Consider the following 22689-nt stretch of genomic DNA (forward strand, 5'->3'; position numbering starts at 1 on the left):
GATCGTCCGCATGGTCACCCGCTCCGGTGAGCCCTCGGGCGGCTCCTCCACTCGGAGCGCCAACGACGGGATGACGCGGCGGGTACGTCTCGGTCTGCTCGATGCTCACGAGGGCCTCCTTGCCGAGAGGGGCGGCTGGATTGACGAACACGCCCCTGATTTCGAGCTCGCGGTCAGCGCCAGCAGTTGGCTGGAACTCGTCACGAGCGCGGCCTTTCCCACCCAGGTCGTCATCATGAATCTCGAGCTTGACGAGCCCATCTCTTTCGAGGCGCGGGTCCGTACTTGCCGGGCAGCGGGCGCAGCGGTCGTCGTCCTCTCCGCGAGCGAGGACCGTGCGATGAACGAACGTGTGCTTCGGGCGGGCGCCGTGCTGCACCTCTGCAGGTCCCGACCGACTCGCGTCCTGCTGGAGGAAACCCGGGCCGCTCTCGCGATGCGCACGGACGCCGTCGCAGCGGTGCAGTGGCGGCCGCTTCCGTCGGGAGTCGCCGTGCTCCGGCGACCGCGTCTGAGTGCCGGGGAACTGGAGGCGCTGAGGCTGTACGCGTCGGGATCGAGCACTCCCGAGGTGGCGGCGTCGATGAATGTGCGGTTCGAGACCGCAAAGACCTATTTGCGGCGAGTGCGCCGGAAGTACAAAGAGGTCGGTCGATCCGCGAGTCGGCGCGTCGACCTCGTCCGACGCGCCGGCGAGGACGGGTTCCTCGAATGATGGCTGTCTCGTACCGGGGCCGCCGCTGCACCCGCCCCGAGGAGACCTGATGGCGAAGCTCTATTTCCGGTACGGCGCAATGAACAGCGGGAAGAGTACGTCTCTCCTTCAGGCCGCGCACAACTATGAAGAGCGTGGTCACCAGGTGCTGCTCGCCAAGCCGGCGGTCGATACCAAGGGCGATGAGCTGATCGTGTCGCGCCTCGGCGTGTCTCGTGCTGTCGACCTTCTGTTCGAGCCCGACGGCGATCCGGTCGCCGTCTTCGCTGCCGCCCGCGCCCGGGTGCTCGCCAGGACGGCGCGCGATATCAGCGCTCTACTCGTCGACGAGGCGCAGTTCCTGCCGGAGTCGCACGTCGATGATCTGCTCCGGATCGCCATCCTCGAGAACGTGCCGGTACTTGCCTACGGCATCCGCACAGACTTCCGCACAGCCGCCTTCCCGGGGAGTCGGCGGCTCCTCGAGATCGCGCACAGCCTCGAGGAGTTGAAGACCATCTGCCGTTGTGGGCGCAAAGCAATCTTCAACGGGCGCGTCGTCGGCGGACGTTTCGTCTTTGATGGCGATCAGCTCGCGATCGACGGAGTGGCGGTGACCTACGAGTCTCTGTGCGGCGCGTGTTACCTCCAGGAGAGTCGCGGGCGGCTCCGCGGATGACCACAGGACGATCCGTTGGGGCTTGGATACCCACGGGAAACGGGGAAGTGGGTAGCCTGGCGACGTGACTTCACCGGAAACGGAACTCCGCCTTTCGGAGCAGCAGGAAAGGTCGGGGGAATCGATGACGGCGCAGGGAACCACGCCGAAGCGCCGCCCGTCGTGGGAGCAGGACTACCGTCGACGTTTGCTGATCTCGGATGTGATCGCCATCGTCGTCTCCGTGTTCGGCACTCAGTTCTATTGGTTTGACCTAGACCTCAGCTCCGACGTCGGTTTCAAGAACCCGGCAGACATCGTGATCAGCTACACGTGGGTCTCCATCGTGCTCTCGCTGGGCTGGCTCGTCGCGCTCCAGGTCTTCGACAGTCGCGACCGCCGCATCGTCGGCACGGGTTACGTCGAGTACCGCCGGGTCGTCGACTCGTCCATCTGGCTGTTCGGGATCGTGGCGATCATCGCCTACCTTCTGCAGATCCTGCTGGCGCGCGGATACATCATCACGGCCTTCCCAGCCGGCATCATCCTGCTCTGCGCAGGCCGCCTGTTCTGGCGGTCGTGGTTGACTCGCCAGCGCCGCTCCGGTCGTTTCTCCAGCCAGGTCGTGTTGCTGGGCTCCCGCGCGAGTGTGCTGCACACGGCTCGCGAGTTGCGTCGAGGCACGGAGGCCGGCTACAAGTTGGTCGGTGCCGTCTCGACCTCGGTCGGCGGTGCGGAGGCGCTGCAGGGCGAGGAAGAACTCTCCGGCCTCGCGGTCCATGGCTTCACCGGGGTGGACGGCGTCCGAGCGGTGATGGACGCGACCGGAGCGGATACCGTCGTGGTCACTAGCTCGGACGAACTCGCACCGCAGCGCATCCGGGAGCTGAGCTGGACGCTTGAGCCGGGGCGCGAGCACCTGGTCGTGGCTCCGAGCCTCACCGACATCGGCGGCCCCCGCATCCATACCCGCCCGGTCGCCGGCCTTCCGCTGATCCATGTCGAAACTCCGCGTTTCGACGGCCGACAGCGCTTCGCGAAGCGCCTGTTCGACATCCTCGCCTCGACGCTTCTCATCATGCTCAGCGCACCCGTTCTCATCGCTGTCGCGGTCCTGGTCAAGGTGACCAGCCCGGGTCCCGTCCTCTTCCGGCAGGAGCGGATTGGGCTGAACGGTGCGACGTTCGAGATGCTTAAGTTCCGCTCGATGGTTGTCGATGCGGAGGCACGTCTCGCTGCCCTCGCGTCGCAGCAGCGGGCCGAGGGCAACTCGATCCTGTTCAAGATGGCCAAGGACCCGCGCGTGACGCGCGTCGGCACCGTCCTTCGCCGCTTCAGTCTCGATGAGCTGCCCCAATTCCTCAATGTTTTCCGCGGTGACATGTCACTCATTGGACCCCGCCCACCGTTGGCGCGCGAGGTCGAGCAATATGAGGAGCACGTGCATCGCCGCTTCCTGATGAAGCCTGGTATCACTGGGCTCTGGCAGGTCAGCGGACGCTCTAACCTGTCCTGGGAGGACACCGTGCGCTTAGATCTTTACTACGTGGAGAACTGGTCAATGACCGGCGATATTGTCATTCTTTTCAAGACGGCGCGCGCTGTGCTCGCGCGGGACGGGGCGTACTGATCGCCGGCGTGAGGGCGGAAGCGCCCAGGATTATGACGGTGTCAGTGCTCGAGACGCCGTTCCGCGTCGTCTTCGGCCAGGGCATCACCGATGACGATGCGATCAGGATCGTCGCCAGCTGGGCGTCCTGCGCGGCCGAGCCTGATGCGGCGTCTCGTGACGTCCTCGCCGAGGTCGCCGCGGTCGCGTCTCCGACGGACGGCGAGACGGTGCAGGTCTCGACCACTAACCTCGCCCAGCTCGAGGAGTCGCTCACATCGACCCTCACAGTGGAGGCGATCGGCGCGCGTCGACACGAGCTGCTGATGTTGCACGCGTGTGGAGTCGCCGACGAGTCTGGTCGTGTGCTGGCGTTCGTTGCCGCCTCCGGTACCGGCAAGACCACGGTTGCGCGCGCGCTCGGCGCGCGCTTCGGTTACGTCACGGACGAGACAGTGGCGGTGACTCCTGAGGGCCGAGTGCTGGCCTATCCGAAGCCGCTCTCGGTGAAGCCGCTGACCGGCTCAGCTCCCAAGGCGCAGTTGGCGCCCGACGCGCTCGATCTCCGGCCGGTGCCCGATGCGCCCCTTACCCTCGCGGGGGTGATCCTGCTCGAGCGCCGCGACGTGCTCGAAGCGCCACGCCTCGAGCACGTCGATCCAGTGGACGCGATCGAAGACCTCGTACCACAGACGTCGTATCTGTCGGCTCGGTCCCGCCCGATCACCGATCTCATTCGCACCGTGACCGCGCTCGGCGGGGTCCGGCGCCTCGTCTACTCCGAGGCCGCGAGCGTCGTTCGGCTGGTGGAGGAGACGTTCGCTGAACTCGGCGCCGTGGCCCCGTCGGTATGGAACGAGGTTGTCCCGGTGTCGCTCGAGGCGGTCGATGACGCGCCTCCCGGAGCCATCGTCCGGTCGCCCGCCGACGATGCGGTTTTGCTCCCCGACGGGCAACTACTGCTCTTCTGCGTCGATACTCTTGTGCGTTTGTCCGGCATCGGCCCGGTAATCTGGCGTCTCGCTGAGCGGGGACCCGGGCTGGACGACTTGGTCGCCGCGGTACTGGCCGAGGTGGGGGAACCGCCCGCGGGCATCGACGCCAGGAAAGCCGTCGAGGAGGCTCTCAGTGAACTCGAGGACCTCGGGGTCGTCACGAGAACCCTTGCGCGTCCGCCTACCCCCGACGGGTGGCACGCATGATGCGCCTGCCGTTGGTGGCACGCAGGCGCTGTGGCACAATTCGACAGCACCCGTCGCCGGTTCGCGCCGCGTGATCTCGAAGAGCGAAGGAACTTGACTCAGTGGAACTACGAGACGTCTTCCGGCTCCTTCGCGACCACTGGATTCCGATCATCGCGGCGATCCTCCTCGGTACCCTCGTCGCCTTCGGTTGGGCGTCCCTGCAGTCCAAGCAGTTCGTGGCCGACTCGCAGGGCCTCGTGTCGGTCGCCACTGGAGGTGGCTCCGATCCGAGCCAGGAGATCTACACCCAGCAGATGGCTCAGACTGTCGCTAAATCAAGCTTGGCCACTTACGTGCCTATTGCCACTTCGCGCGACGTCGCTCAGATCGTCATCGACACCCTTGGGCTCACGGTCTCGCCAGCGGCGCTGATTTCGTCGATCCAAGTCGTCCCGGACACGGTGGCTCCCGTCCTCAAAGTCAGCGCCACGGCCTCGACACCCGAGGGAGCGCAGAGGCTCGCGGATGCCTGGGTCGGCGCAATCGCCACCAAGGTCAAGCAGGTCAACCAGGAGACCGGGGTGGGCGACAGCGTTACTCTCACGGTTCTCCAGACAGCGGCCCTGCCCACTTCGCCTGCCTTCCCGAACACCCGGCTTTTTCTTGCGGTCGGTGCTCTCATCGGGCTCGTCATCGGGCTTATTTACGCTTTCGTCCGCAATACGCTCGATCGACGTATCCGTACCGCCGAGATGGTCGAGCGACTGTTCGACCTCCCTGTCGTCGGTACGCTGCCCACTGACAAGCGGCTGAGCGAGACCAATCGCATCGTTCCCGAGGCAGACACGACTGACTACGTGGCTGCCGATGGCAAACATGCGCTGGCGGAGTCGCTTCGCGAGCTGCGGACGAACCTGCAGTTCATGAACATCGACAGTCCGCCGAGGATCATTGTCGTGACGAGCCCGCTACCCGCCGACGGCAAGTCGACCGTGACGGCGAACCTCGCGGTGACCCTCGCCGCGTCCGGACAGCGCACCGTCGTCGTTGACGGCGACCTGCGAAAGCCCACGGTTGCCAAGTCCTTCGGCCTCGTCCCCGGGGTCGGCCTCACAGACCTTCTGATCGGCAAGGCCGAGTTGCAGGACGTGCTCCAGCCCTGGGGCCCGTCCGGCAATCTCTGGATTCTCGGCGCGGGATCCATCCCGCCGAATCCCTCCGAGCTCCTCGGATCCAACGGGATGGACATCCTCCTGCACGAGATTGCTCGGGAAGCGATCGTTATTGTGGACGCGCCGCCGTTGCTGCCCGTGACCGACGGCGCAATCCTGACTGCTAGGACTGACGGCGCCCTTGTCGTCATCACGGCGGGTAAGACCACGACCGATGAGCTGGGCAAGGCGATCCAGAACCTCGAGCGCGTGAGCGGTCACACGCTCGGCGTCATCCTTAACCGCGTCCCGCCGCGCGGGCAGGTCGGCCGTGGCTACGGGTACTACTACACCAGCTACTATGGCTCCACTCGCTCGGGCGCCCGCCCTGATGCGGCCGTCGAGCCCGCCCCGACGTCCGTGTGAGCGGCACGCGATGACCTTTCCGGGAGACGATCCCTCCCGGCGCGCGCGTCGAGGATGGCGGCCGGACGAATCAGCCGTCGACTCCGGCGCGCCGGTGTTCACGATGCTGTCGGTGTGCACGGGCAACATTTGCCGCTCGCCCATGGCAGAGCAGCTCCTGCGCGCGTCGCTCGCCGACGTCATATCGGCGGCGGGTACGCCCTTGTTCGCCTTTGCAAGCGCCGGCGTCGCGACTCGCGATGGCTACCCGATGGATCCGATCTCTGCGCGCTTTTCCGCTCAGCACGGTGGCGATCCATCGAACCACTTGAGCGCCGTACTGAGTGAGGCTTTCGTCGGCGAAGCCGACCTGATGCTGACAATGACGCGCGATCACCTTATTGATGCATCGCGTCGCTTCCCCTCGGTACTGCTTCGCGGCTTCACGCTGCTCGAATTCGCCCGGGTTATGCCGTTCGTCCTCCGCGAAGTTCCGCTACCCACTCTCGAGGATCCGGTTGCGCGCCTGCGTGCTGTGGTGCGTCTTGCAGCGGCTCATCGCGGCCGGGCACCACGCAGCGAGAGCGGTGATGACATTGAGGACCCGATCGGTCGCAGCGAGGCCACGCACGAGCGCGTTGCCGCGCAGATCGCCGCTGCGGTCGCCGACATCTCCCGTGATCTGAGAGCATTGGCGCGGCGATAGTCGCGCGGTGATGCGCGTCGGCCGGTCGCCGTATCGCCTGCTCCTCCTCACCGTCGCGACCGCGACGCGAACCTGCCACGATTCGGAGACCCCCTGTGAAGCTTTCTGTCATTGGCTGCGGCTACCTCGGCGCTGTCCACGCTGCCGCGATGGCCGAACTCGGCCACGACGTCATCGGTATCGACGTGGACCAGAAGAAGATCGACGCCCTCTCCGCCGGCACTGCTCCATTCTTCGAGCCCGGCCTGCCCGAACTGCTGGCGTCCGGTGTCGCCTCGGGTCGCCTGCGCTTCTCAACGGACACAGCCGCTGTCGTTGGTGCCGCCGTGCACTTCGTTGCCGTCGGGACCCCACAAAAGCCCGGGGAGAACGCGGCAGACATGACCTACGTCGACGCTGCAATCGACGGACTGCTGCCCTACCTCGATGCGGACTCCCTCATCGTCGGCAAGTCGACCGTGCCGGTCGGCACCGCGACGCGCCTGGCCGAGCGGATTGCCTCGTCTGGTGCGACGCTCGCGTGGAACCCTGAGTTCCTGCGTGAGGGCTTCGCTGTTCAGGACACCATCAGCCCCGACCGCCTTGTCTACGGCGTTCCTGAGGGCGAGGCCGGGCAGAGGGCGAAGGCGACCCTCGACGAGGTCTACGCGACTGCGCTAGCCGCCCACACGCCCCTTGTCGTGACCGACTACGCCACCGCCGAGCTGGTGAAGGTCTCGGCTAATGCGTTCCTCGCGACCAAAATCTCGTTCATCAACGCGATCGCCGAGATTGCCGAGGTGACCGGCGCCGACGTCACGCAGCTCGCCGACGCCATCGGCTACGACGTGCGCATCGGTCGCCGCTTCCTCAACGCGGGCATCGGCTTCGGTGGGGGATGCCTGCCGAAAGACATCCGTGCTTTCTCGGCCCGCGCCGATGAGCTGGGCGTCGGCGAGTCCGTCGCGTTCCTCAAGGAGGTCGACAAGATCAACCTGCGCCGCCGTCAGCGGGTCGTCGACCTGGTCGCGGAGGGACTCGGCGGCTCGGTCGAGGGCCGCCGAATCGCCGTCCTCGGCCTCGCATTCAAGCCCGAGTCGGACGACATCCGCGACTCGCCGTCCCTCGACGTCGCGGCCCGCTTCCACGATCTCGGCGCGACCGTCGTCGCGACCGATCCCGAGGCGATCGAGAACTCGCGGCGTCGCTACCCCGACATCGCCTACACGACCGACGTGGATGAAGCGCTCGAGGGGGCAGACGCTGTTGTGGTCGTGACCGAGTGGAAGCAGTTCCGCGGTCTCGATCCGGTCGCTGTTGGCGCGCGGGTCGGCAAGCGGTTCATCGTTGATGGCCGCAACTGCCTCGACCCCGCCGCATGGCGTGCGGCCGGCTGGGACTATCGAGGCCTCGGCCGCTGATCGGTCGCGGACGGCGAGCGGGCGGGGTTTAGCGCCCTATAGTCGGTGAATCCGCCACGACGCCGGAGGTGTTGCGGAGGGGAATGTGCGCGAAAGCATCGTTGTGCTTCGCAGCCCTCCGGCGTTCGCGCACGAGGAGAATCGCGCGCAGCACACACCCGACGAGAGCACCGAGTGCCGCTCCCGTTGTATTCGCCGCTACGTCCTCGAGGGTCGCGAATCGGGCTGCGAGGAACAGCAGCTGTCCGAGCTCGATGAGGCAGCTCGTGAGCGCCCCGACGGCGACGGCGATCCACGCGAGACGCGCTCGCACGTGCAGAGCCACCAGTAGCCCCAGGGGGATGAAGAGGACGACATTTGCCCCGCTCTCGATCAGGGAATAGTTGACCGCGGCTAGCCCGTGACGGGCGAACCAGGCGGTCGCCCGAGTGAGGTCACCGCGCAGCCCTGCATCGACTGGGGTCGGCCAAAAAGCGATGAACGCGAGGGCGATGAGGTACGGCGTTCCCAGCGCGAGTGTGAGGCGGGTCAGCGACCGGGTCACAGTGTTCCTCTCGGGTACGACGGACGAGGGACGACCGCAACGATGTTCAAGTGTCGCCTGCGTCGGCTGGGGCAAAGTGGGAATTCGCGGGTAAGAACATCCGAAGGCGCAATTTCTTGCGGTGGCAGCTTTACCTGTCCGGAAAGCCGTCCGAACAACGCGACCCTCAGAAACGACGAAGCCCGGCCGGATCAGCGATCCTAGCCGGGCTTCTCACCGGTCGGGGTAGCGGGATTCGAACCCACGACCTCCTCGTCCCGAACGAGGCGCGCTACCAAGCTGCGCCACACCCCGGTGTACTCTCACGACAGCTAACCGTGCACGAGCCTCAACAATAGTAGCCGATTTCCCGGACTGTGTTGACGACTCTCGTCAGGCCGAGGGCGTCAGCGTCACCAGGGTCACCTCGGGGCGGCAGGCGAAGCGCACGGGAGCGAAGATCGAAGTACCGACTCCCGCCGAGACATTGAGGTACGAGCGCCGGAGCCCGGTGTCCCAGGTCGTTGAGCCGGACACCTTGTCACGGGGGATGTCGCAGTTCGTGACGAGCGCTCCGAAGCCGGGTACGCGGACCTGTCCGCCGTGCGTGTGTCCGGCGAGGACCACGTCTGCCCCGCGTGCGACAAAATCGTCGAGGATGCGCTGGTAGGGCGCGTGGGCGACGCCGATGCTGACGTCCGCCGCTCCGTCCTCCGCCGCACGCAGTTCGTCGACGGCGCCGGCGACCACGTCGATCCGATCGAGCCCGATGTGCGGGTCGTCGACGCCGAAGAACTCGATGCGGCTGCCCTTCACCGTGACGCTTTCGGCGCGATTGTTCAGGTCGACCCAGCCCAGCTCGCCGGTGAAAAAGCCCAGCAGGCCCTCGACGTCGAGGTCGGGCTCGTTCGGCTTCGGAGTGACCGACGGCCCGCGGAAGTAGCGCAGCGGATTCTTGACTCGGGGGCGGAAGTAGTCGTTGGAGCCGTTGACGAACGCGCCGGGGATACCTGTGAAGGGCTCGAGTGCGCGGCGGATGCCGAGAATGCCGTCAGGGTGCCCCAGGTTGTCGCCGGTGTCCACGACGATGTCCGGGGCGAGTGCGAGCAGAGAGCGGATCCAGTCCTGCTTCTTCGTCTGCCAGGGCGCCATGTGCAGGTCGGACACATGCAGGATGCGCACGGGCTCGGCGCCCGCGGGCAGGACGGGAAATGTCGTGCGACGGACGGTGAACAGCGTCCGCTCTATCCCGATGCCCCATGTGGCGGATGCTGTTCCGACCGCGGCGACCGTCGCGAGGGCGATGGTGAGGGGGCGGCTGCTGCGTCCAGTCATGAATCCTTCTCTCACACGACGGCCGCGACCGCGACCGCGTTCATTCTGCCGGACACTACTGCTGGAGCCTGCCTGATCAATTCTCCGGCGGAGGATCGCCTCGTCCTGCGCTGATCTGCAGGGTGATCGCAGTGCCCTTCGCGGCCCGCGCGCCCGCTGGCGGGTCCGTCTGCGCGACGGAGCCGGCGGGCCGGTCGCAGGGGATCGGCGTGCCGTCGACCCTGACCGTGAACCCAGCAGACCTCAGACGAGCGGTGGCTGCTGCGGGACTTTGCCCTGTCACCTGAGGCACCGCCTCCTGTGGCGCGTCGGTGAGGGAGCGCGACGGGGTCGGGAATGCGGACCCGCCGTACTTTGCGTCGGCGACCCGCATGATCCGCGGCCAGATTTGGTGGCGCACCTGGCCGGCATTCACGCCGTCGAGGGTGAAGCCGCGCATCGAGGTGAAGCCGCTGACGTTCCCTACCCAGGTCGCCGTCGCGACCTCAGTGCTGGCTCCGACCATCCAGGTGTGCAGTGCGTCGTCGGTGGTGCCTGTCTTGCCGATGTGGGGGATACCGTTCTTCGGATTCGAGGGCGCGCCGGTACCGCTCGTCACGACCTGTTGGAGGGCGTGGCCGGCCGTCGCGGCGACCTCCTCGGACAGTCCCTGCGTGCACTCGGAGGCGGGTGGGGCGATATCGGTGCCCGAGCGGTCGACGATGCGGTCGATCGCGATCGGCGTGCAGACCGTGCCCCTGTTGGCGAAGCCGGCAAACGCGGTCGCCATCGTCAGCGGTGCGATCTCGTTGGTACCGAGGATGGTCGGTGCGATCCGCTGCAGTTCAGTGCCGTCGGCGCGATGCACGCCCATCGCCAGTGCCGTGTTGCGGATGCCGCAGAGATCGAGTTGCTGCGCCATCGCAGCGAAGGAGGTGTTGATGGAGCCGGTGGTCGCCTGGAGCGCCGTGGTGACGCCTCCGTTGCCGCCCTCGTCGTTGCCGGGGTTCCACGGCTCCGCGCCGGTGTAGACGCCGTCGGCTTCGCAACTGTCGCGGAACGTCGTATACGCACGCCGCGTGCCGTCGACCCGTTCACCCAGCGAGCGCCCCTCTTGCAACCACTCCGCCAAGGTGAAGACCTTGTAGGTCGAGCCGACCTGGAAGCCGGACGAGCCGCCGTAGCCGAAGTCGGTGTTGTAGTTGATGCCTGTGATATGTGCGCCCGTCTCGGACGGATCGTTCGAGTAGTCCTTGTTCTGCGTCATTGCGAGGATGCGTCCTGTGCCGACCTCGACCGAGACGGTGGCGCTGCCGATGTTGATGTTCGCCATCGACTTGGGCACCCAGTCGTCGGTTGCCGAGACAGCCGCTTGCTGGAGCTCGGAGTCGAGACTCGTGTAAATCTTGTAGCCGCCGCGCTTGAAGGTGGCGTCACGTTCGTCCTGGCTCGCTCCGAACGCGTCGTCGTTCTTGATCACCCAGGTGACGTAGTCGCAGAAGAAGGCCGCGGCTCCGGCCGTCTGGCAGCCGGTGCTGGGCTCGGTAATCGCGGGGGCAAGCGGCTCGGCAGCAGCTGCCTGTGCCTGCTCGGGAGTCACCTTCGACTCGAGGTCCATGCGGCTGAGGATGTAGTTGCGTCGGTCGAGGGTCTGTGGGTAGCCGTCGGCCGCGGGATTTGCTGGGTTGTTGGGGCGGTCGAAGCGGAATTTCTCGGGATTGTTGACGATGGCGACCAGCGCCGCCGACTGAGCGAGCGAGAGATCCTTTGCGCTGATGCCGAAGTAGTAACGGGCGGCCGCCTCGATCCCGTACACCGTGCCGCCGAAGAGGGCGATGTTGAGGTAGCCGAGCAGGATGTCGTTCTTCGGGTACTCCTTCTCGAGGCCGATCGCGAGGCGCATCTCGGCGATCTTGCGCTCCGGAGTGGTTTCGGTCGCCTCGCGGTAGGCCGCGTCGCGCTCGATCGGGTCGCTGAGCGCTTCTGCCTTCTGTACGAGCACGTTCTTGACGTACTGCTGAGTGATCGAGGAGCCGCCCTGCACGTCACCGCCCATCGCCGTGGTCGCGGCGGCGCGCACCGTGCCGAGCAGGTCAATCCCGCCGTGCGCGTAAAAGCGCGGGTCTTCGGAGGCGACGACCGCGTCCGTCACAGATGGCGAGATCTCCTCCCAGCCGACCTGCACACGATTTTGCGCGTAGAAGGAGGCGAGCAGGACGTCGCCGCCGGACGCATCCTTCGCATAGACGTCGCTCTTTTCGGCGAGCGTGCCGATCTCGAGGTACTCGGGCAAGTTGTCGAACATCTCGACGGCGTCGCTGGCGGCCATTCCACTCAGGGCGATCGCCGGAGTGATGGAGGCGGCGACCAGGACTCCCGCGACGACGCTCATGGCGACGATGCCGACGAAGCCCGCGAGGGCGCCTCCGATGGTCTTCACAACACTGGTTCCGCCCCGCCCCGACATAGAATCAGCGTAGTCGCCGCGCTCGGACGAGCCGTGGCGCTCATCCCGCCGATGCGCGGCGCTCAGCAGTCGTCCCGCACCGGCCGCACTCAAGGAGAGCCATGTCCGTCCCCCGCTGGGAGTACATCACCACCCCGCTGATGATCCACACCACCACGGCCATCTTGAACACCTGGGGCTCGGAGGGCTGGGAGCTCGTCCAGATCGTGACCGGGCCCGAGGGCGGGCTGGTCGCCTATCTCAAGCGACCCGTCGCCGAGGCCGACGCGTGATCGCCGAGCGGCTGGCGGAGCTCGGTGTCGAGCTACCCGCAGTGGCGGCGCCGGCCGGTGCCTACGTGCCCGCAGTCGTGAACGGGTCGCTCGTCTACACGGCGGGGCAGATCCCGTTCGTCGATGGCGTGCTGCCGCTCGTGGGCAAGGTCGGAGCGGAGGTGACGCCGGAGGCGGCGAAGGACCTTGCGCGGATCTGCGCGCTGAACGCGCTAGCCGCGGTCGCGGACGCGATCGGGTCGCTAGACCGCGTGACGCAGATCGTGAAGCTGACTGGTTTCGTCGCCTCCGCCTCCGGTTTCACCGGACAGCCGGGCGTGATCAACGGCGCGTCGGAGCTGCTGGGCGACGTCTTCGGCGAGGCGGGACGCCACGCCCGCTCGGCTGTGGGCGTGGCCGAACTCCCGCTCGGCGCGCCGGTCGAGGTCGAACTGATCGTCGCGTTCGCCTGATCCGTCCCCTCCCTTCTCGCGAAATGTCGCGAGATACGGGCTCCCGGACGAGATGTGCTGCCGTGGCACGGCATCTCGTCCGCGAGCCTCGATCTCGTCCGTCCCAGAACATCTCGCGACATTTCGCGGGCGCGGGCTTTGGTCAGTCAGCGGCAATCGCGGCGGTGATCGCGGCCATGACCTGCGTGTCGGCGAGGGTCGTCGTGTCGCCGACGGCGCGTCCCTCCGCCACGTCGCGGAGCAGCCGGCGCATGATCTTGCCGGAGCGGGTCTTGGGCAGCTCCTGCACCACGATGATCCGTTTCGGCCGAGCGATCGCACCGATGTGCTCGGCTACATGGGACTTGAGTGTCGCCGCCAGTTCGTCATGCCCGCTCGCGAGCGCCTCCGTCTGGCTGGCCTTGGCGATGATGAACGCGACGACGGCCTGACCGGTCGTGTCATCCGCGGCTCCGACGACCGCAGCCTCGGCGACGACCGGGTGCGAGACCAGCGCTGACTCGATCTCGGCGGTCGAGAGGCGGTGTCCGGACACGTTCAGCACATCATCCACGCGCCCCAGTAGCCAGAGGTCACCGTCACGGTCGCGTCGGGCGCCGTCTCCTGCGAAGTAGCGGTCGCCGAACTTCGACCAGTAGGTCTCGACGTAGCGCTCGGGGTCACCCCAGATGCCGCGAAGCATCGACGGCCACGGCTCGGTGACCACCAGGAGTCCGCCCGCGTTCACGCCGACCGGCGTGCCGTCGTCATCGACCACGTCGATCGAGATACCAGGCAGCGCGACCTGCGCCGATCCCGGCTTCAGCGTCGTGACGCTCGGCAGTGGCGAGACCATCATTGCGCCGGTCTCCGTCTGCCACCAGGTGTCGACGATCGGGGTGCGCCCGCCGCCGATGACGTCGCGGTACCAGATCCAGGCCTCGGGATTGATCGGCTCGCCGACCGAGCCGAGCAGCCGCAGGCTCGAGAGGTCGAAGCGCTGCGGTATTTGTCTGCCCAGTTTCATACACGAGCGGATCGCTGTAGGCGCCGTGTAGAGAATCGTCACGCCGTGCTTCTCGATGATCTCCCACCAGCGGCCCGGGTGTGGGCTGTCGGGAGTGCCCTCGTACATCACCTGGGTGGCGCCGTTGGCGAGCGGGCCGTAGACGACGTAGCTGTGACCGGTGATCCAGCCCACGTCGGCCGTCGACCAGTAAACGTCCGTCGCGGGGCGCAGATCGAACACCTCGCGGTGCGTGAAGGCCACCTGTGTGAGGTAGCCGCCGCTGGTGTGCAGGATGCCCTTTGGCTTACCCGTGGTGCCGCTGGTGTAGAGGATGAACAGTGGCTGCTCGGCGGGGAATGGCTTCGCAACGTGGTCGGCGTCGACCGCGACGATCTCGTCGTGCCACCACAGGTCGCGGCCCTCGTGCCACTTCACCTCATTGCCACCGCGGCGCACCACGAGGACGTGCCGCACGCTGGACTCACCGCCGAGGGCGAGAGCCGCGTCGACGGCGGGCTTCAGCGGCGAGACCGCGCCCTTGCGCCAGCCGCCGTCGGCGGTGATGACGAGCGCCGCCTCCGCATCGTCGATGCGCGCCCGCAAGCTCTCGGCGCTGAAGCCGCCGAAGACGACCGAGTGGACCGCTCCCAGGCGGGCGACGGCGAGCATGGCGACGACAGCCTCTGGGATCATCGGCAGGTAGATTGCGACCCGATCGCCAGCCCGAATACCGAGGCTGGTCAGGAGGTTTGCCGCACGTTTCACCTCGGCGGTGAGCTCGGCGTAGGTGATCGAGCGGGAGTCGCCGGGCTCGCCCTCCCAGTGGATCGCGATGCGGTCACCGTGGCCTGCGAGCACGTGCCGGTCGAGGCAGTTGTAGGAGACATTCAGCTCGCCGTCGTCGAACCACGTCGCGAATGGCGCCTCGCTCCAATCGAGGATCTTCGTGAACGGCCGGTGCCAGTGCAGAAGCTCTCGGCTACGAGCCGCCCAAAAGGCGAGGCGGTCGGCAGCGGCCTCGTTATAGAGCGCAGCGGTCGCCGCGGCGTCCCTCGCGACCTCGATGGGCGGTGGGAAGCGGCGAGTCTCGTGCAGCAGGTTGTCGATGGCCGAACCGGTGCCGGAGGCGTCGAGGGAAGTGGACATCTGCGATTCGCTCCTTTGCGAGTGCGACGTTCGCCGACGCGCGCGGCCGGCTGGCACCACCGTATCGCTCAGCCCGGGCAGCGACGGTGCAGACCGGAGGGTGCAGGCGCGGAACCTGAGTGTCCGGACCGCTTCTGATAAGAGTCAGCCGAGAACGGAGCACGGACTTGGCGATTCGCGATCTTTCCCCTAGAGTTGCATACGGCCGAATGAACTTCGGCTCAGCGGCGCAAGTGATTCCCCCCAATCCAGCGCCGCCGAGGCGGCACCTGTTCCCCCCAATGGGTGCCGCCCCCTTCTTCCCGCCGGACCGTGTTCGGCGGAACGAACGCCCCCGCTCGAGCCTGGTTCGCGGGGGCGTTCGTCGTTCCTCCCCAGGCTTGTCCTGTCAGCGCTGTCCACAGATCCGCCTCCTCGCCACCGCCTTGGCCGTCGCAGTCTTAGCGTGCGGGGATGAGCCCTGACTTCGTGCCCCTTGTTCCGCCCGAGCATCGCCGTGACCAGACGCCCGTGCGTCCGGCAGCGGCCGGCCTCGGCCTCCTCGCACCTCACGCGGCCGATCCCGCGGTGACGGACCTGTTCGTCAACGGGGACTCTGGTCTGTGGGTCGATCGAGGTGGCGGGGTGGAAAGGGTGCCGGAGTGGACGCTCGACGCCGCGGGCGTGCGTCGCCTCGCCGTCGCCCTCGTTGCGGCCGGCGGCAGGCACGTCGATGAGGCGAGCCCTTGCGTCGACGTGCGTCTGCGGCACGGCGTGCGAGTCCATGTGGTGCTGCCACCCGTCGCCACCGGCGGGGCCCTCATCTCGGTTCGGGTGCCGCGCGCAGACTCCTGGACGCTCGGCGAACTTCAGGTCGCGGGGATGCTCGATGCGCTCGGTGTGCAGCTACTGCGGAGGGCGGTGCGCGAGCGGTGGAACCTCCTGATCACCGGCGCCGGCGGATCGGGCAAGACCACGTTGCTCGGTGCGCTCCTCGGCGCCGCTCCGTCCTCCGAGCGGATTGTGACGATCGAGGACGTCGGAGAGCTGCGTCCCGCGCATCCACACGTCGTGTCGCTCGAATCGCGGCAGCCAAACCTCGAGGGCGCGGGAGCGGTCGGCCTCGATCGGCTGGTGCGGGAGGCGCTGCGGATGCGGCCGGACCGGCTCGTACTCGGCGAGTGCCGGGGCATCGAGCTGCGAGAGCTGCTCTCGGCGCTGAACACCGGGCACGACGGCGGTGCCGGGACACTGCACGCCAACTCACTCGAGGACGTTCCGGCGCGCCTCGAAGCACTCGGGGTACTCGCCGGGTGGGGACCGGAGGCGATCGCCCGGCAGACAGTGAGCGCGATTGATCTCGTCCTGCACCTGGAGCGACGCGGCGGCCGGCGCAGGCTTGCAGCATCGGGCATCTTCGCGCTCGATTCAGCCGGACGGCTTCGCGTCGAGGAGAGCGCGCTACCGCCGCGCTCGCGGTCGAAGCGGTGAGCGGCGGAGACGAGGTCGACGAGGTCGCCGCAGTCGTGCAGCGGCTCGCCGTGCTCCTCGCGGCGGGGGTCGCTCCGGGATCCGCGCTGGGTCATCTCGCGGCGGCGGGGGGCTCGGGGCGCGGGGCGGCCCGTCGGCGTCGCCTGTTGCGTGCCGTGGCGGAGGAGGCGGCTCGCGGTGGCGATGTGTCGGTGGCGCTGCTTCGGGGACGTCCGGCCTCACGACGGGCGCCCCGCGCGGCAGGCCGTCGTCTAGCGCGGGGGCTGGTGGCGCGGGGGCCTGGTCGAGGAAAGCCACCTGACGCTTCGATCGGTGGTACGACGAAACGCCGGAGCGGGCCGATCGATGCCGAGGAGGAGGCGGCGTGGGCGGCGCTCGCCGCATGCTGGCGAGTGGCGACCGACTCCGGTGCTCCGGTCGCGGCGGCTTTGAACGAGCTGGCGGAGTCGCTCCGTGAGCTGGCGCGGGCGCGGCGCGACATTGAAGTGGCGCTTGCCGGTCCGTCGGCGACCGGACGTGTGGTGAGCGTACTGCCGGTCGTCGCCCTCGGGCTGGGTGCTCTGCTCGGTTTCGACGTCCTTGGCGTGCTCGTCGGGACCATTCCGGGTCTCGTGTGCCTCGTCGGTGGTCTGGGGTTGATGGCGGCTGCTCATGGGTGGACTCGTCGGCTGGTTCGGGGCGCGTCGACGGGCGATGCCGCTCCCGGGCTCGCGCTTGATCTGCTGGCGGTGGCGCTGGCCGGAGGCGGCTCCATCGACTCCGCGCGACACCGAGTGCTCGAGGCGTTGACGGAATGTGGAATCGGCGCGGGCGAGCAGGCGCTCGCTGGTGGCGAGGCAGTGCTGGCGCTCTCGCTGGCGGCGGGTGTGCCCGCCGGGCGCCTGCTGCGCAATGAAGCGGCGTTGACCCGGGCGCGCGCTGCCTCGGTCGCGCGGGAGCGCGCGGCACGACTCGGGGTGACGCTGATGCTGCCCCTGGGGGTCTGCGTCCTTCCGGCATTCCTGCTGCTCGGGGTCGCTCCGATGGTGGTGTCGGTGCTCCTCTCGACCTTCTCGGTTGCGATGTGACGGGTCACGGTGGCTCCTCCACAGCGGCCGGATTCCCGAACTCTCCACCGATCGGCGGTCCGAGTCCCGCGGCCGTTGGCGGTCCACGATCCTCGGAACAGGGGCACGAGACAGGGCGGAATGGAGCAGAACGATGAATGGCGAGAGTGTGATCCACGGCAGAGGGAGCAGAAAGAAGGAACGGTGGTCCGAGACTCCGCGGCTGGACGGCACGGGGAGCGGACCTCTGGGATCGTGCGTGAGCGTACTGGGGGACGAGGAAGGATCGGCGACCGCGGAGTACGCGATCGCGACGATGGCCGCCGTCGGCTTCGCGGGCCTGCTGGTGGTGATCCTCAAGGGCGACGAGGTGCGGGGGATCCTGACCGATCTGGTCACCCGAGCGCTCACGGCAGCAGGATGAGAGCGGTCGCGATCCTCCGCAGACGACTCGTGCAGGAGGAGGGCTCGGCTACCGCCGAACTCGCGCTGGTGTTGCCGGCGGTTGTGGCGGTGCTGGCGTTGTGCCTGGGGTCGGTGGTCTCAGCGGCGCAGTACGTGCGGCTCATTGATGCGGCGGCTGACGGGGCGCGCTCGGCTGCGAGGGGCGATGACCCGCGGGCGCCGGTCGCCCGCGCACAACCCCATGCCGTGGTGTCGACGCAGGAGCAGGACGGGCTGGTCTGCGTCGACGTTGCAGCCACGCTGCAGCCGGTCCCGGCGCTGGTCCTGCCAGTTTCCATCCGCTCGTGCGCGCTGGGGAGTGGACGGTGACGACACCAATGTGCGGTGCCGCTCAGGAGGACGGATCCGCGTCGATCGTTGCGGTCGCCGTCGTCGTGGGCACGATCCTGGTGACGATCGCGGTGCTCGTTGGGTGTGGCGCTGTTGTGGGGCATCAGCGTGCGGTGGCAGCCGCGGACGCGTCGGCGCTCGCCGCCGCGGACGTCGGGTCCGGTCTGGTGCCGGGGGAGCCGTGCGCAGAGGCCGAGCGTGTCGCGGTGGCGGGCGGAGCCTCCCTCCTCACCTGCAGGTTCGAGAGCGGCGTCGCGACTGTGGAGGTTGCGGTGGGGCCGCTGCCGCTGACGGCGCATTCGAGGGCCGGACCGCCGCCCTGATGGACGTTCGAGGACGTGGTCGTCGACGCCGCTCCGTTCGCCCCGGTGGAAGAGGGGAGCGGCGCGCCGATCACACCGAGCTGAGGCGCTGGTAGCGGTACGCGGCAGCCGTCGGCAGGGAGCCCGCGCCCTCGTCGTGCTCGAATCCGCCCGAGAGGAGGTAGATGTAGTGAGAGCCCTCCCGGGCGCTCGCGATTTCGAGTCGAGCGGCCGGAGCGGAGTCGCTGCCGTACGAGCGGCGGAGGGTCTTGCCCTCCAGCGGACCGTCAAGGAGCTTGGCGGTGTAGGCGGAAGTGGTAGTGGTATGCATCGTTGCCATGCCGTTTATCATGCGCTGATCGGCGCCGCCCGTCACCCCGTGCTGCGCGGGCGGAGCCGATGGCGCAGAGGTGGCACCCGCCTGGCGTCGTGAGCCCCCCGAGGTAGAGGGAGGGGGCAGGACGTCCGGAGTCAGTGTGTATGGTGTGCCTGTCGGACGCTCCGCCAATGCGGACGCGTGTCCGTTCGTCGCACCACGTCCCCGCGCACCGCCTCCCCGCAGCAGGGGATCATCGGACCACTGGTCGTCCAACCCGACAGCATCAATCGAGGAGAACTGTGTCCGGCACGAAGAAGCTGGTGATCGTCGAGTCACCGGCGAAAGCCAAGACCATCGCCCAGTACCTGGGCGACGGCTACGAGGTGCTCGCTTCCGTCGGGCACATCCGCGACCTTATTGAGCCGAAGAACCTTCCTCCGGAGCTGAAAAAGGGCCCGCTGGGCAAGTTTTCCGTCGATGTCGACAACGGCTTCGAGCCGTACTACGTCGTCTCCGACCAAAAGAAGAAGACGGTCGCCGATCTCAAACGCGCCCTTAAGAACGCCGACGAACTTTATCTCGCCACTGATGAGGATCGCGAAGGCGAGGCCATCGCATGGCATCTCCTCGAAGAACTCAAGCCCAAGGTGCCCGTGCACCGAATGGTCTTTCACGAGATCACGAAGGACGCGATTCAGAAAGCCCGCGACAACACCCGCGACATCGATACGTCCCTCGTTGACGCGCAGGAGACCCGCCGCATCCTCGACCGGCTGTACGGATACGAGATCTCCCCCGTCCTGTGGCGCAAAGTCGGACCCGGGCTCTCCGCCGGACGCGTACAGTCCGCGGCCACCCGCCTCGTCGTCGACCGTGAGCGCGAGCGTCTCGCCTTTGTCTCGGCGACCTACTGGGACCTTGCAACCGTGCTCGCCCCCGAGTCCGATACGGCGGCGGCTTTTGACGCGCGCCTGGCGCGGCTCGACGGCAAGCGTGTCGGGAGTGGGCGCGACTTCGACGATCGCGGCCAGCTGAAGAGCGACGTGACTGTCCTCGACGAGGCGGGTGCCGGCGCGCTCGCGGTGGCGCTGCGTGATCCGGCCACCACCGTGCGGGTGTCAAACCTTGAGTCCAAGCCCTACTCGCGCCGCCCCGCAGCCCCGTTCACCACCTCGACGCTCCAGCAGGAGGCGGCGCGCAAGCTCCGCTTCTCGGCGCGCCAGACGATGAGCGTCGCGCAGTCGCTCTACGAGAACGGCTTCATCACCTATATGAGGACCGATTCGCCCGGGCTCTCGCAGCAGGCTCTGAACGCGGCGCGGACGCAGGCGGCGTCGCTGTACGGGTCCGAGACCGTGCCCGACAAGCCGCGTCTCTACTCCGGCAAGAACAAGAACGCGCAAGAGGCGCATGAGGCGATCCGCCCCGCAGGCGAGACGTTCCGCACTCCCGATCAGCTTTCGGGCACTCTCCGTGGCAACGACCTGCGCCTGTACGAACTTATCTGGAAGCGCACGGTCGCCTCGCAAATGGCGGACGCGAAGGGGTCGACGGCGACAGTGACGATCCTGGCCGAGCCGACAGGTGACATCGCTCAGACCGCCGAGTTCACTGCATCCGGAACCGTCATCACCTTCCGCGGATTCCTCCTCGCATACGAAGAGGGCCGCGACGAGGAGCGTCACGGCGCCCGCGACGACAAGGATGCCAAGTTGCCTCCGCTCGAGGTCGGCCAGAGCCTGGTCGTCTCGGAGGTCGAGGCCAAGGGCCACGAGACCTCACCGCCCCCGCGCTATACGGAGGCCAGCCTCGTCAAGTCGCTCGAAGAGCTGGGGATCGGGCGCCCCTCGACCTACGCCTCGATCATCTCGACCATCGTCGATCGAGGCTACGTCACCCCTCGCGGCACGGCGCTCGTGCCCAACTGGATCGCTTTCTCGGTCGTGCGCCTGCTCGAGGATTTCTTCTCCGACCTGGTCGAATACGACTTCACGGCCGAGATGGAAGGTGATCTTGACCGGATCGCCGGCGGCGAGGAGGACCGCGTTACGTGGCTTAACCGCTTTTACTTCGGCGGCGGCACCCACCCCGGGCTCCGCCACGTTGTCGACAACCTCGGCGAGATCGACGCGAAGAGCATCAACTCGCTTCGGATCACCGACGACATCACGTTGCGGATCGGCAAGTACGGGCCCTACCTCGAAGTCGCGCAGGAAGAGGGTCAGGAGGCGCCTCGCCGGGTGAACCTGCCGCTCGAACTCGCACCCGACGAACTCACCCCGGCCAAGGCGCAGGAACTTGTCGATGCGCCAGTGCAGACGGACCGCGTGCTTGGCAGCAACCCCGAGACGGGCAAGACCGTGGTTGTCAAGGACGGCCGGTTCGGCCCGTACGTCACCGAGACCGATCCAGAACCCGAGCCGACCGCCGACCGGACCACCGGAGAGATTGTCGAGCCAGCGCCCGCGAAGCGCGGCACCAAGAAGCCGGCCGTCGTGAAGCCGCGTACGTCCTCCCTGTTCAAGTCGATGGACGTCGCGTCGATCGACTTGGCGACAGCGCTGCGTCTGCTCGACCTGCCACGCACGGTGGGTGCGGATCCCGAGAGCGGCGAGCCGATCACCGCGCAGAACGGGCGGTACGGTCCCTACATCAAGAAGGGCACCGACAGTCGATCTCTGACGAGTGAGGACCAGATCTTCGAGGTCGATCTGCCAGCGGCGCTCGAGATCTTCGCGCAGCCCAAGTACGGCGCCCGCCGTGCCTCGAGCGCTCTCAAGGAGTTCGACGCCGACCCCGTCAGTGGAAAGCCGATTCGTATCCGTGACGGCCGCTTCGGCGCTTACGTGACTGACGGTGAAACCAACGTCACGATCTCGAAGGGTCTGACGATCGAGGAGATCGACTTTGAGCAGGCGGTCCAGATGCTCGCCGACAAGCGGGCCAAGGGTCCGGCCAAGAAGGCGCCGGCTAAGCGGGCACCGGCGAAGAAGCCGGCCGCGAAGACGACAGCGGCTGCCAAGACGACGGCCGCGAAGGCGACGACTGCCAAGGCGACCGCCGCGAAGAAGCCTGCTACAACGAGGACGGCCGCGAAGAAGCCTGCCGCTCCCAAGACGACGGGCGCGACGGAGTCGTGAGCGGGCTGTTCGTCACCCTGGAGGGCGGAGACGGCGCGGGCAAGACCACCCAGGCCCGATTGCTCGAAGAATGGCTGGCGGCGCGCGGCGAGACAGTGGTGCGCACGCGGGAGCCCGGCGGAACCGACGTCGGCGTCCAGATCCGCGAAATCGTCCTGCACCATCGCGGCGAGATCGATCCGCGCGCCGAGGCGATGCTCTACGCCGCTGACCGCGCCCAGCACATCGGTACGCTCGTCCGCCCGGCAATCGAGCGGGGTGAGGTGGTTGTGCAGGACCGGTACATCGACTCCTCCGTCGCCTACCAAGGCGCCGGACGCGTGCTCGATGCAGGCGAAGTTCGGGCGCTCTCGGAGTGGGCGACGCACGACCTGCGTCCCGATCTCACGGTGCTGCTCGATCTGGACCCCTCCCTCGCTCGCACGCGCCTCGATTCGGCCCGCACCCGCTTCGACCGGTTGGAGGCCGAGAAGGAGGAGTTCCACGAGCGCGTCCGACAGGCCTTCCTCGCCATCGCCGAGGCTGATCCCGAGCGGTTTCTCGTGGTCGATGCCGCACTCTCCGTCTCCGTGATCGCCGAGCAGGTGCGCGCCCGGGTCGTGGCGCTCCAGCGGCACACTGTCAGGGCCCGCCGTTAACCTGGTGCGC

The 22689-nt window shown here is 67.6% G+C and carries 21 protein-coding genes and 1 tRNA gene; 16 read left to right on the top strand and 6 right to left on the bottom strand.

Annotated features, from left to right (window positions below; genetic code table 11):
• Positions 1–10: 10 nt before the first annotated feature.
• The 7 genes from B0H03_RS02035 to B0H03_RS02065 all read left to right on the top strand — a co-directional run bounded on the left by B0H03_RS02035 (position 11) and on the right by B0H03_RS02065 (position 7807).
• Positions 11–715: a response regulator transcription factor gene (locus tag B0H03_RS02035; RefSeq protein ID WP_237399268.1), complete on the top strand. Its 705-nt coding sequence runs from the start codon at positions 11–13 to the stop codon at positions 713–715.
• A gap of 49 nt (positions 716–764) precedes the next feature.
• The gene (locus B0H03_RS02040) at positions 765–1373 is read left to right on the top strand and encodes a thymidine kinase (RefSeq protein WP_104263646.1); all 609 of its coding nucleotides are present in this window, start codon (positions 765–767) and stop codon (positions 1371–1373) included.
• Positions 1374–1437: 64 nt separating this feature from the next.
• A complete protein-coding gene (locus B0H03_RS02045) occupies positions 1438–2982 on the top strand; it encodes a sugar transferase (RefSeq protein ID WP_241560485.1) in 1545 nt (514 codons plus the stop codon).
• A 38-nt stretch (positions 2983–3020) separates the two neighbouring features.
• A complete protein-coding gene (locus B0H03_RS02050) occupies positions 3021–4163 on the top strand; it encodes a PqqD family peptide modification chaperone (RefSeq protein ID WP_160487211.1) in 1143 nt (380 codons plus the stop codon).
• Positions 4164–4264: 101 nt separating this feature from the next.
• On the top strand, positions 4265–5722 hold the full coding sequence (locus tag B0H03_RS02055) for a tyrosine-protein kinase domain-containing protein (RefSeq protein ID WP_104263649.1): 1458 nt from the start codon (positions 4265–4267) through the stop codon (positions 5720–5722).
• Positions 5723–5825: 103 nt separating this feature from the next.
• Positions 5826–6407 (top strand): arsenate reductase/protein-tyrosine-phosphatase family protein, encoded by a 582-nt coding sequence (locus B0H03_RS02060; protein WP_258061851.1) that lies wholly within the window; start codon positions 5826–5828, stop codon positions 6405–6407.
• Positions 6408–6502: 95 nt separating this feature from the next.
• Entirely contained in the window at positions 6503–7807 is a 1305-nt protein-coding gene (locus B0H03_RS02065) for a UDP-glucose dehydrogenase family protein (RefSeq protein ID WP_104263651.1), read from the top strand.
• Between the two features lie 28 nt (positions 7808–7835).
• Here B0H03_RS02065 and B0H03_RS02070 read toward each other — a convergent pair whose 3' ends face one another.
• From B0H03_RS02070 to B0H03_RS02085, 4 genes are all read right to left on the bottom strand, one after another.
• Positions 7836–8351, bottom strand: coding sequence for a VanZ family protein (locus tag B0H03_RS02070; RefSeq protein ID WP_160487213.1), 516 nt, complete (start codon positions 8349–8351; stop codon positions 7836–7838).
• 220 nt (positions 8352–8571) lie between these two features.
• Positions 8572–8645, bottom strand: a tRNA-Pro gene (locus tag B0H03_RS02075).
• 78 nt (positions 8646–8723) lie between these two features.
• Positions 8724–9665 (bottom strand): metallophosphoesterase, encoded by a 942-nt coding sequence (locus B0H03_RS02080; RefSeq protein WP_104263653.1) that lies wholly within the window; start codon positions 9663–9665, stop codon positions 8724–8726.
• Positions 9666–9741: 76 nt separating this feature from the next.
• Positions 9742–12084 (bottom strand): transglycosylase domain-containing protein, encoded by a 2343-nt coding sequence (locus B0H03_RS02085; RefSeq protein ID WP_165827968.1) that lies wholly within the window; start codon positions 12082–12084, stop codon positions 9742–9744.
• A 128-nt stretch (positions 12085–12212) separates the two neighbouring features.
• Here B0H03_RS02085 and B0H03_RS16450 point away from each other — a divergent pair, with 128 nt between their 5' ends.
• Both B0H03_RS16450 and B0H03_RS02090 read left to right on the top strand, forming a co-directional pair.
• On the top strand, positions 12213–12383 hold the full coding sequence (locus tag B0H03_RS16450; protein ID WP_164860211.1) for a Sp36 family protein: 171 nt from the start codon (positions 12213–12215) through the stop codon (positions 12381–12383).
• Positions 12380–12835 (top strand): RidA family protein, encoded by a 456-nt coding sequence (locus B0H03_RS02090; RefSeq protein ID WP_206612076.1) that lies wholly within the window; start codon positions 12380–12382, stop codon positions 12833–12835. Before B0H03_RS16450 ends, B0H03_RS02090 begins: the two co-directional genes overlap by 4 nt.
• A gap of 142 nt (positions 12836–12977) precedes the next feature.
• Here the strand turns inward: B0H03_RS02090 and acs are convergent, their stop codons facing one another.
• A complete protein-coding gene (acs, locus tag B0H03_RS02095) occupies positions 12978–14969 on the bottom strand; it encodes an acetate--CoA ligase (protein ID WP_104263655.1) in 1992 nt (663 codons plus the stop codon).
• 453 nt (positions 14970–15422) lie between these two features.
• Here acs and B0H03_RS02100 point away from each other — a divergent pair, with 453 nt between their 5' ends.
• The 5 genes from B0H03_RS02100 to B0H03_RS02120 all read left to right on the top strand — a co-directional run bounded on the left by B0H03_RS02100 (position 15423) and on the right by B0H03_RS02120 (position 18603).
• Entirely contained in the window at positions 15423–16439 is a 1017-nt protein-coding gene (locus B0H03_RS02100; protein ID WP_104263656.1) for a TadA family conjugal transfer-associated ATPase, read from the top strand.
• A complete protein-coding gene (locus B0H03_RS17015; RefSeq protein WP_104263657.1) occupies positions 16436–17506 on the top strand; it encodes a pilus assembly protein TadB in 1071 nt (356 codons plus the stop codon). The genes B0H03_RS02100 and B0H03_RS17015 overlap by 4 nt, the downstream gene beginning before the upstream one ends.
• A gap of 202 nt (positions 17507–17708) precedes the next feature.
• The gene (locus B0H03_RS02110; protein WP_237399310.1) at positions 17709–17909 is read left to right on the top strand and encodes a DUF4244 domain-containing protein; all 201 of its coding nucleotides are present in this window, start codon (positions 17709–17711) and stop codon (positions 17907–17909) included.
• A complete protein-coding gene (locus tag B0H03_RS02115) occupies positions 17906–18259 on the top strand; it encodes a TadE family type IV pilus minor pilin (protein ID WP_127843836.1) in 354 nt (117 codons plus the stop codon). Before B0H03_RS02110 ends, B0H03_RS02115 begins: the two co-directional genes overlap by 4 nt.
• Entirely contained in the window at positions 18256–18603 is a 348-nt protein-coding gene (locus B0H03_RS02120) for an Rv3654c family TadE-like protein (RefSeq protein WP_241560357.1), read from the top strand. The genes B0H03_RS02115 and B0H03_RS02120 overlap by 4 nt, the downstream gene beginning before the upstream one ends.
• 70 nt (positions 18604–18673) lie before the next feature.
• Here the strand turns inward: B0H03_RS02120 and B0H03_RS02125 are convergent, their stop codons facing one another.
• On the bottom strand, positions 18674–18922 hold the full coding sequence (locus B0H03_RS02125) for a hypothetical protein (RefSeq protein ID WP_104263661.1): 249 nt from the start codon (positions 18920–18922) through the stop codon (positions 18674–18676).
• Between the two features lie 278 nt (positions 18923–19200).
• On the opposite strand from B0H03_RS02125, the gene topA reads away from it, so the two are divergent.
• Together topA and tmk are read left to right on the top strand one after the other, a co-directional pair.
• Entirely contained in the window at positions 19201–22041 is a 2841-nt protein-coding gene (topA, locus tag B0H03_RS02130; RefSeq protein ID WP_104263662.1) for a type I DNA topoisomerase, read from the top strand.
• The gene (gene tmk, locus B0H03_RS02135; RefSeq protein WP_104263663.1) at positions 22038–22679 is read left to right on the top strand and encodes a dTMP kinase; all 642 of its coding nucleotides are present in this window, start codon (positions 22038–22040) and stop codon (positions 22677–22679) included. Before topA ends, tmk begins: the two co-directional genes overlap by 4 nt.
• The last annotated feature ends 10 nt before the right edge of the window (positions 22680–22689 follow it).

The sequence above is a fragment of the Rathayibacter iranicus NCPPB 2253 = VKM Ac-1602 genome, from assembly GCF_003149025.1.
GTDB lineage: Bacteria > Actinomycetota > Actinomycetes > Actinomycetales > Microbacteriaceae > Rathayibacter > Rathayibacter iranicus.

Excerpts from the sequence above, each read along its gene's own strand:
- B0H03_RS02035 (WP_237399268.1), top strand. The coding sequence starts at position 11 with ATGGTCACCCGCTCCGGTGAGCCCTCGGGCGGCTCCTCCACTCGGAGC.
- B0H03_RS02040 (WP_104263646.1), top strand. The coding sequence starts at position 765 with ATGGCGAAGCTCTATTTCCGGTACGGCGCAATGAACAGCGGGAAGAGT.
- B0H03_RS02060 (WP_258061851.1), top strand. The coding sequence starts at position 5,826 with ATGCTGTCGGTGTGCACGGGCAACATTTGCCGCTCGCCCATGGCAGAG.
- B0H03_RS02080 (WP_104263653.1), bottom strand. The coding sequence starts at position 9,665 with ATGACTGGACGCAGCAGCCGCCCCCTCACCATCGCCCTCGCGACGGTC.
- B0H03_RS16450 (WP_164860211.1), top strand. The coding sequence starts at position 12,213 with ATGTCCGTCCCCCGCTGGGAGTACATCACCACCCCGCTGATGATCCAC.
- acs (WP_104263655.1), bottom strand. The coding sequence starts at position 14,969 with ATGTCCACTTCCCTCGACGCCTCCGGCACCGGTTCGGCCATCGACAAC.
- B0H03_RS02100 (WP_104263656.1), top strand. The coding sequence starts at position 15,423 with ATGAGCCCTGACTTCGTGCCCCTTGTTCCGCCCGAGCATCGCCGTGAC.
- B0H03_RS02115 (WP_127843836.1), top strand. The coding sequence starts at position 17,906 with ATGAGAGCGGTCGCGATCCTCCGCAGACGACTCGTGCAGGAGGAGGGC.
- B0H03_RS02125 (WP_104263661.1), bottom strand. The coding sequence starts at position 18,922 with ATGGCAACGATGCATACCACTACCACTTCCGCCTACACCGCCAAGCTC.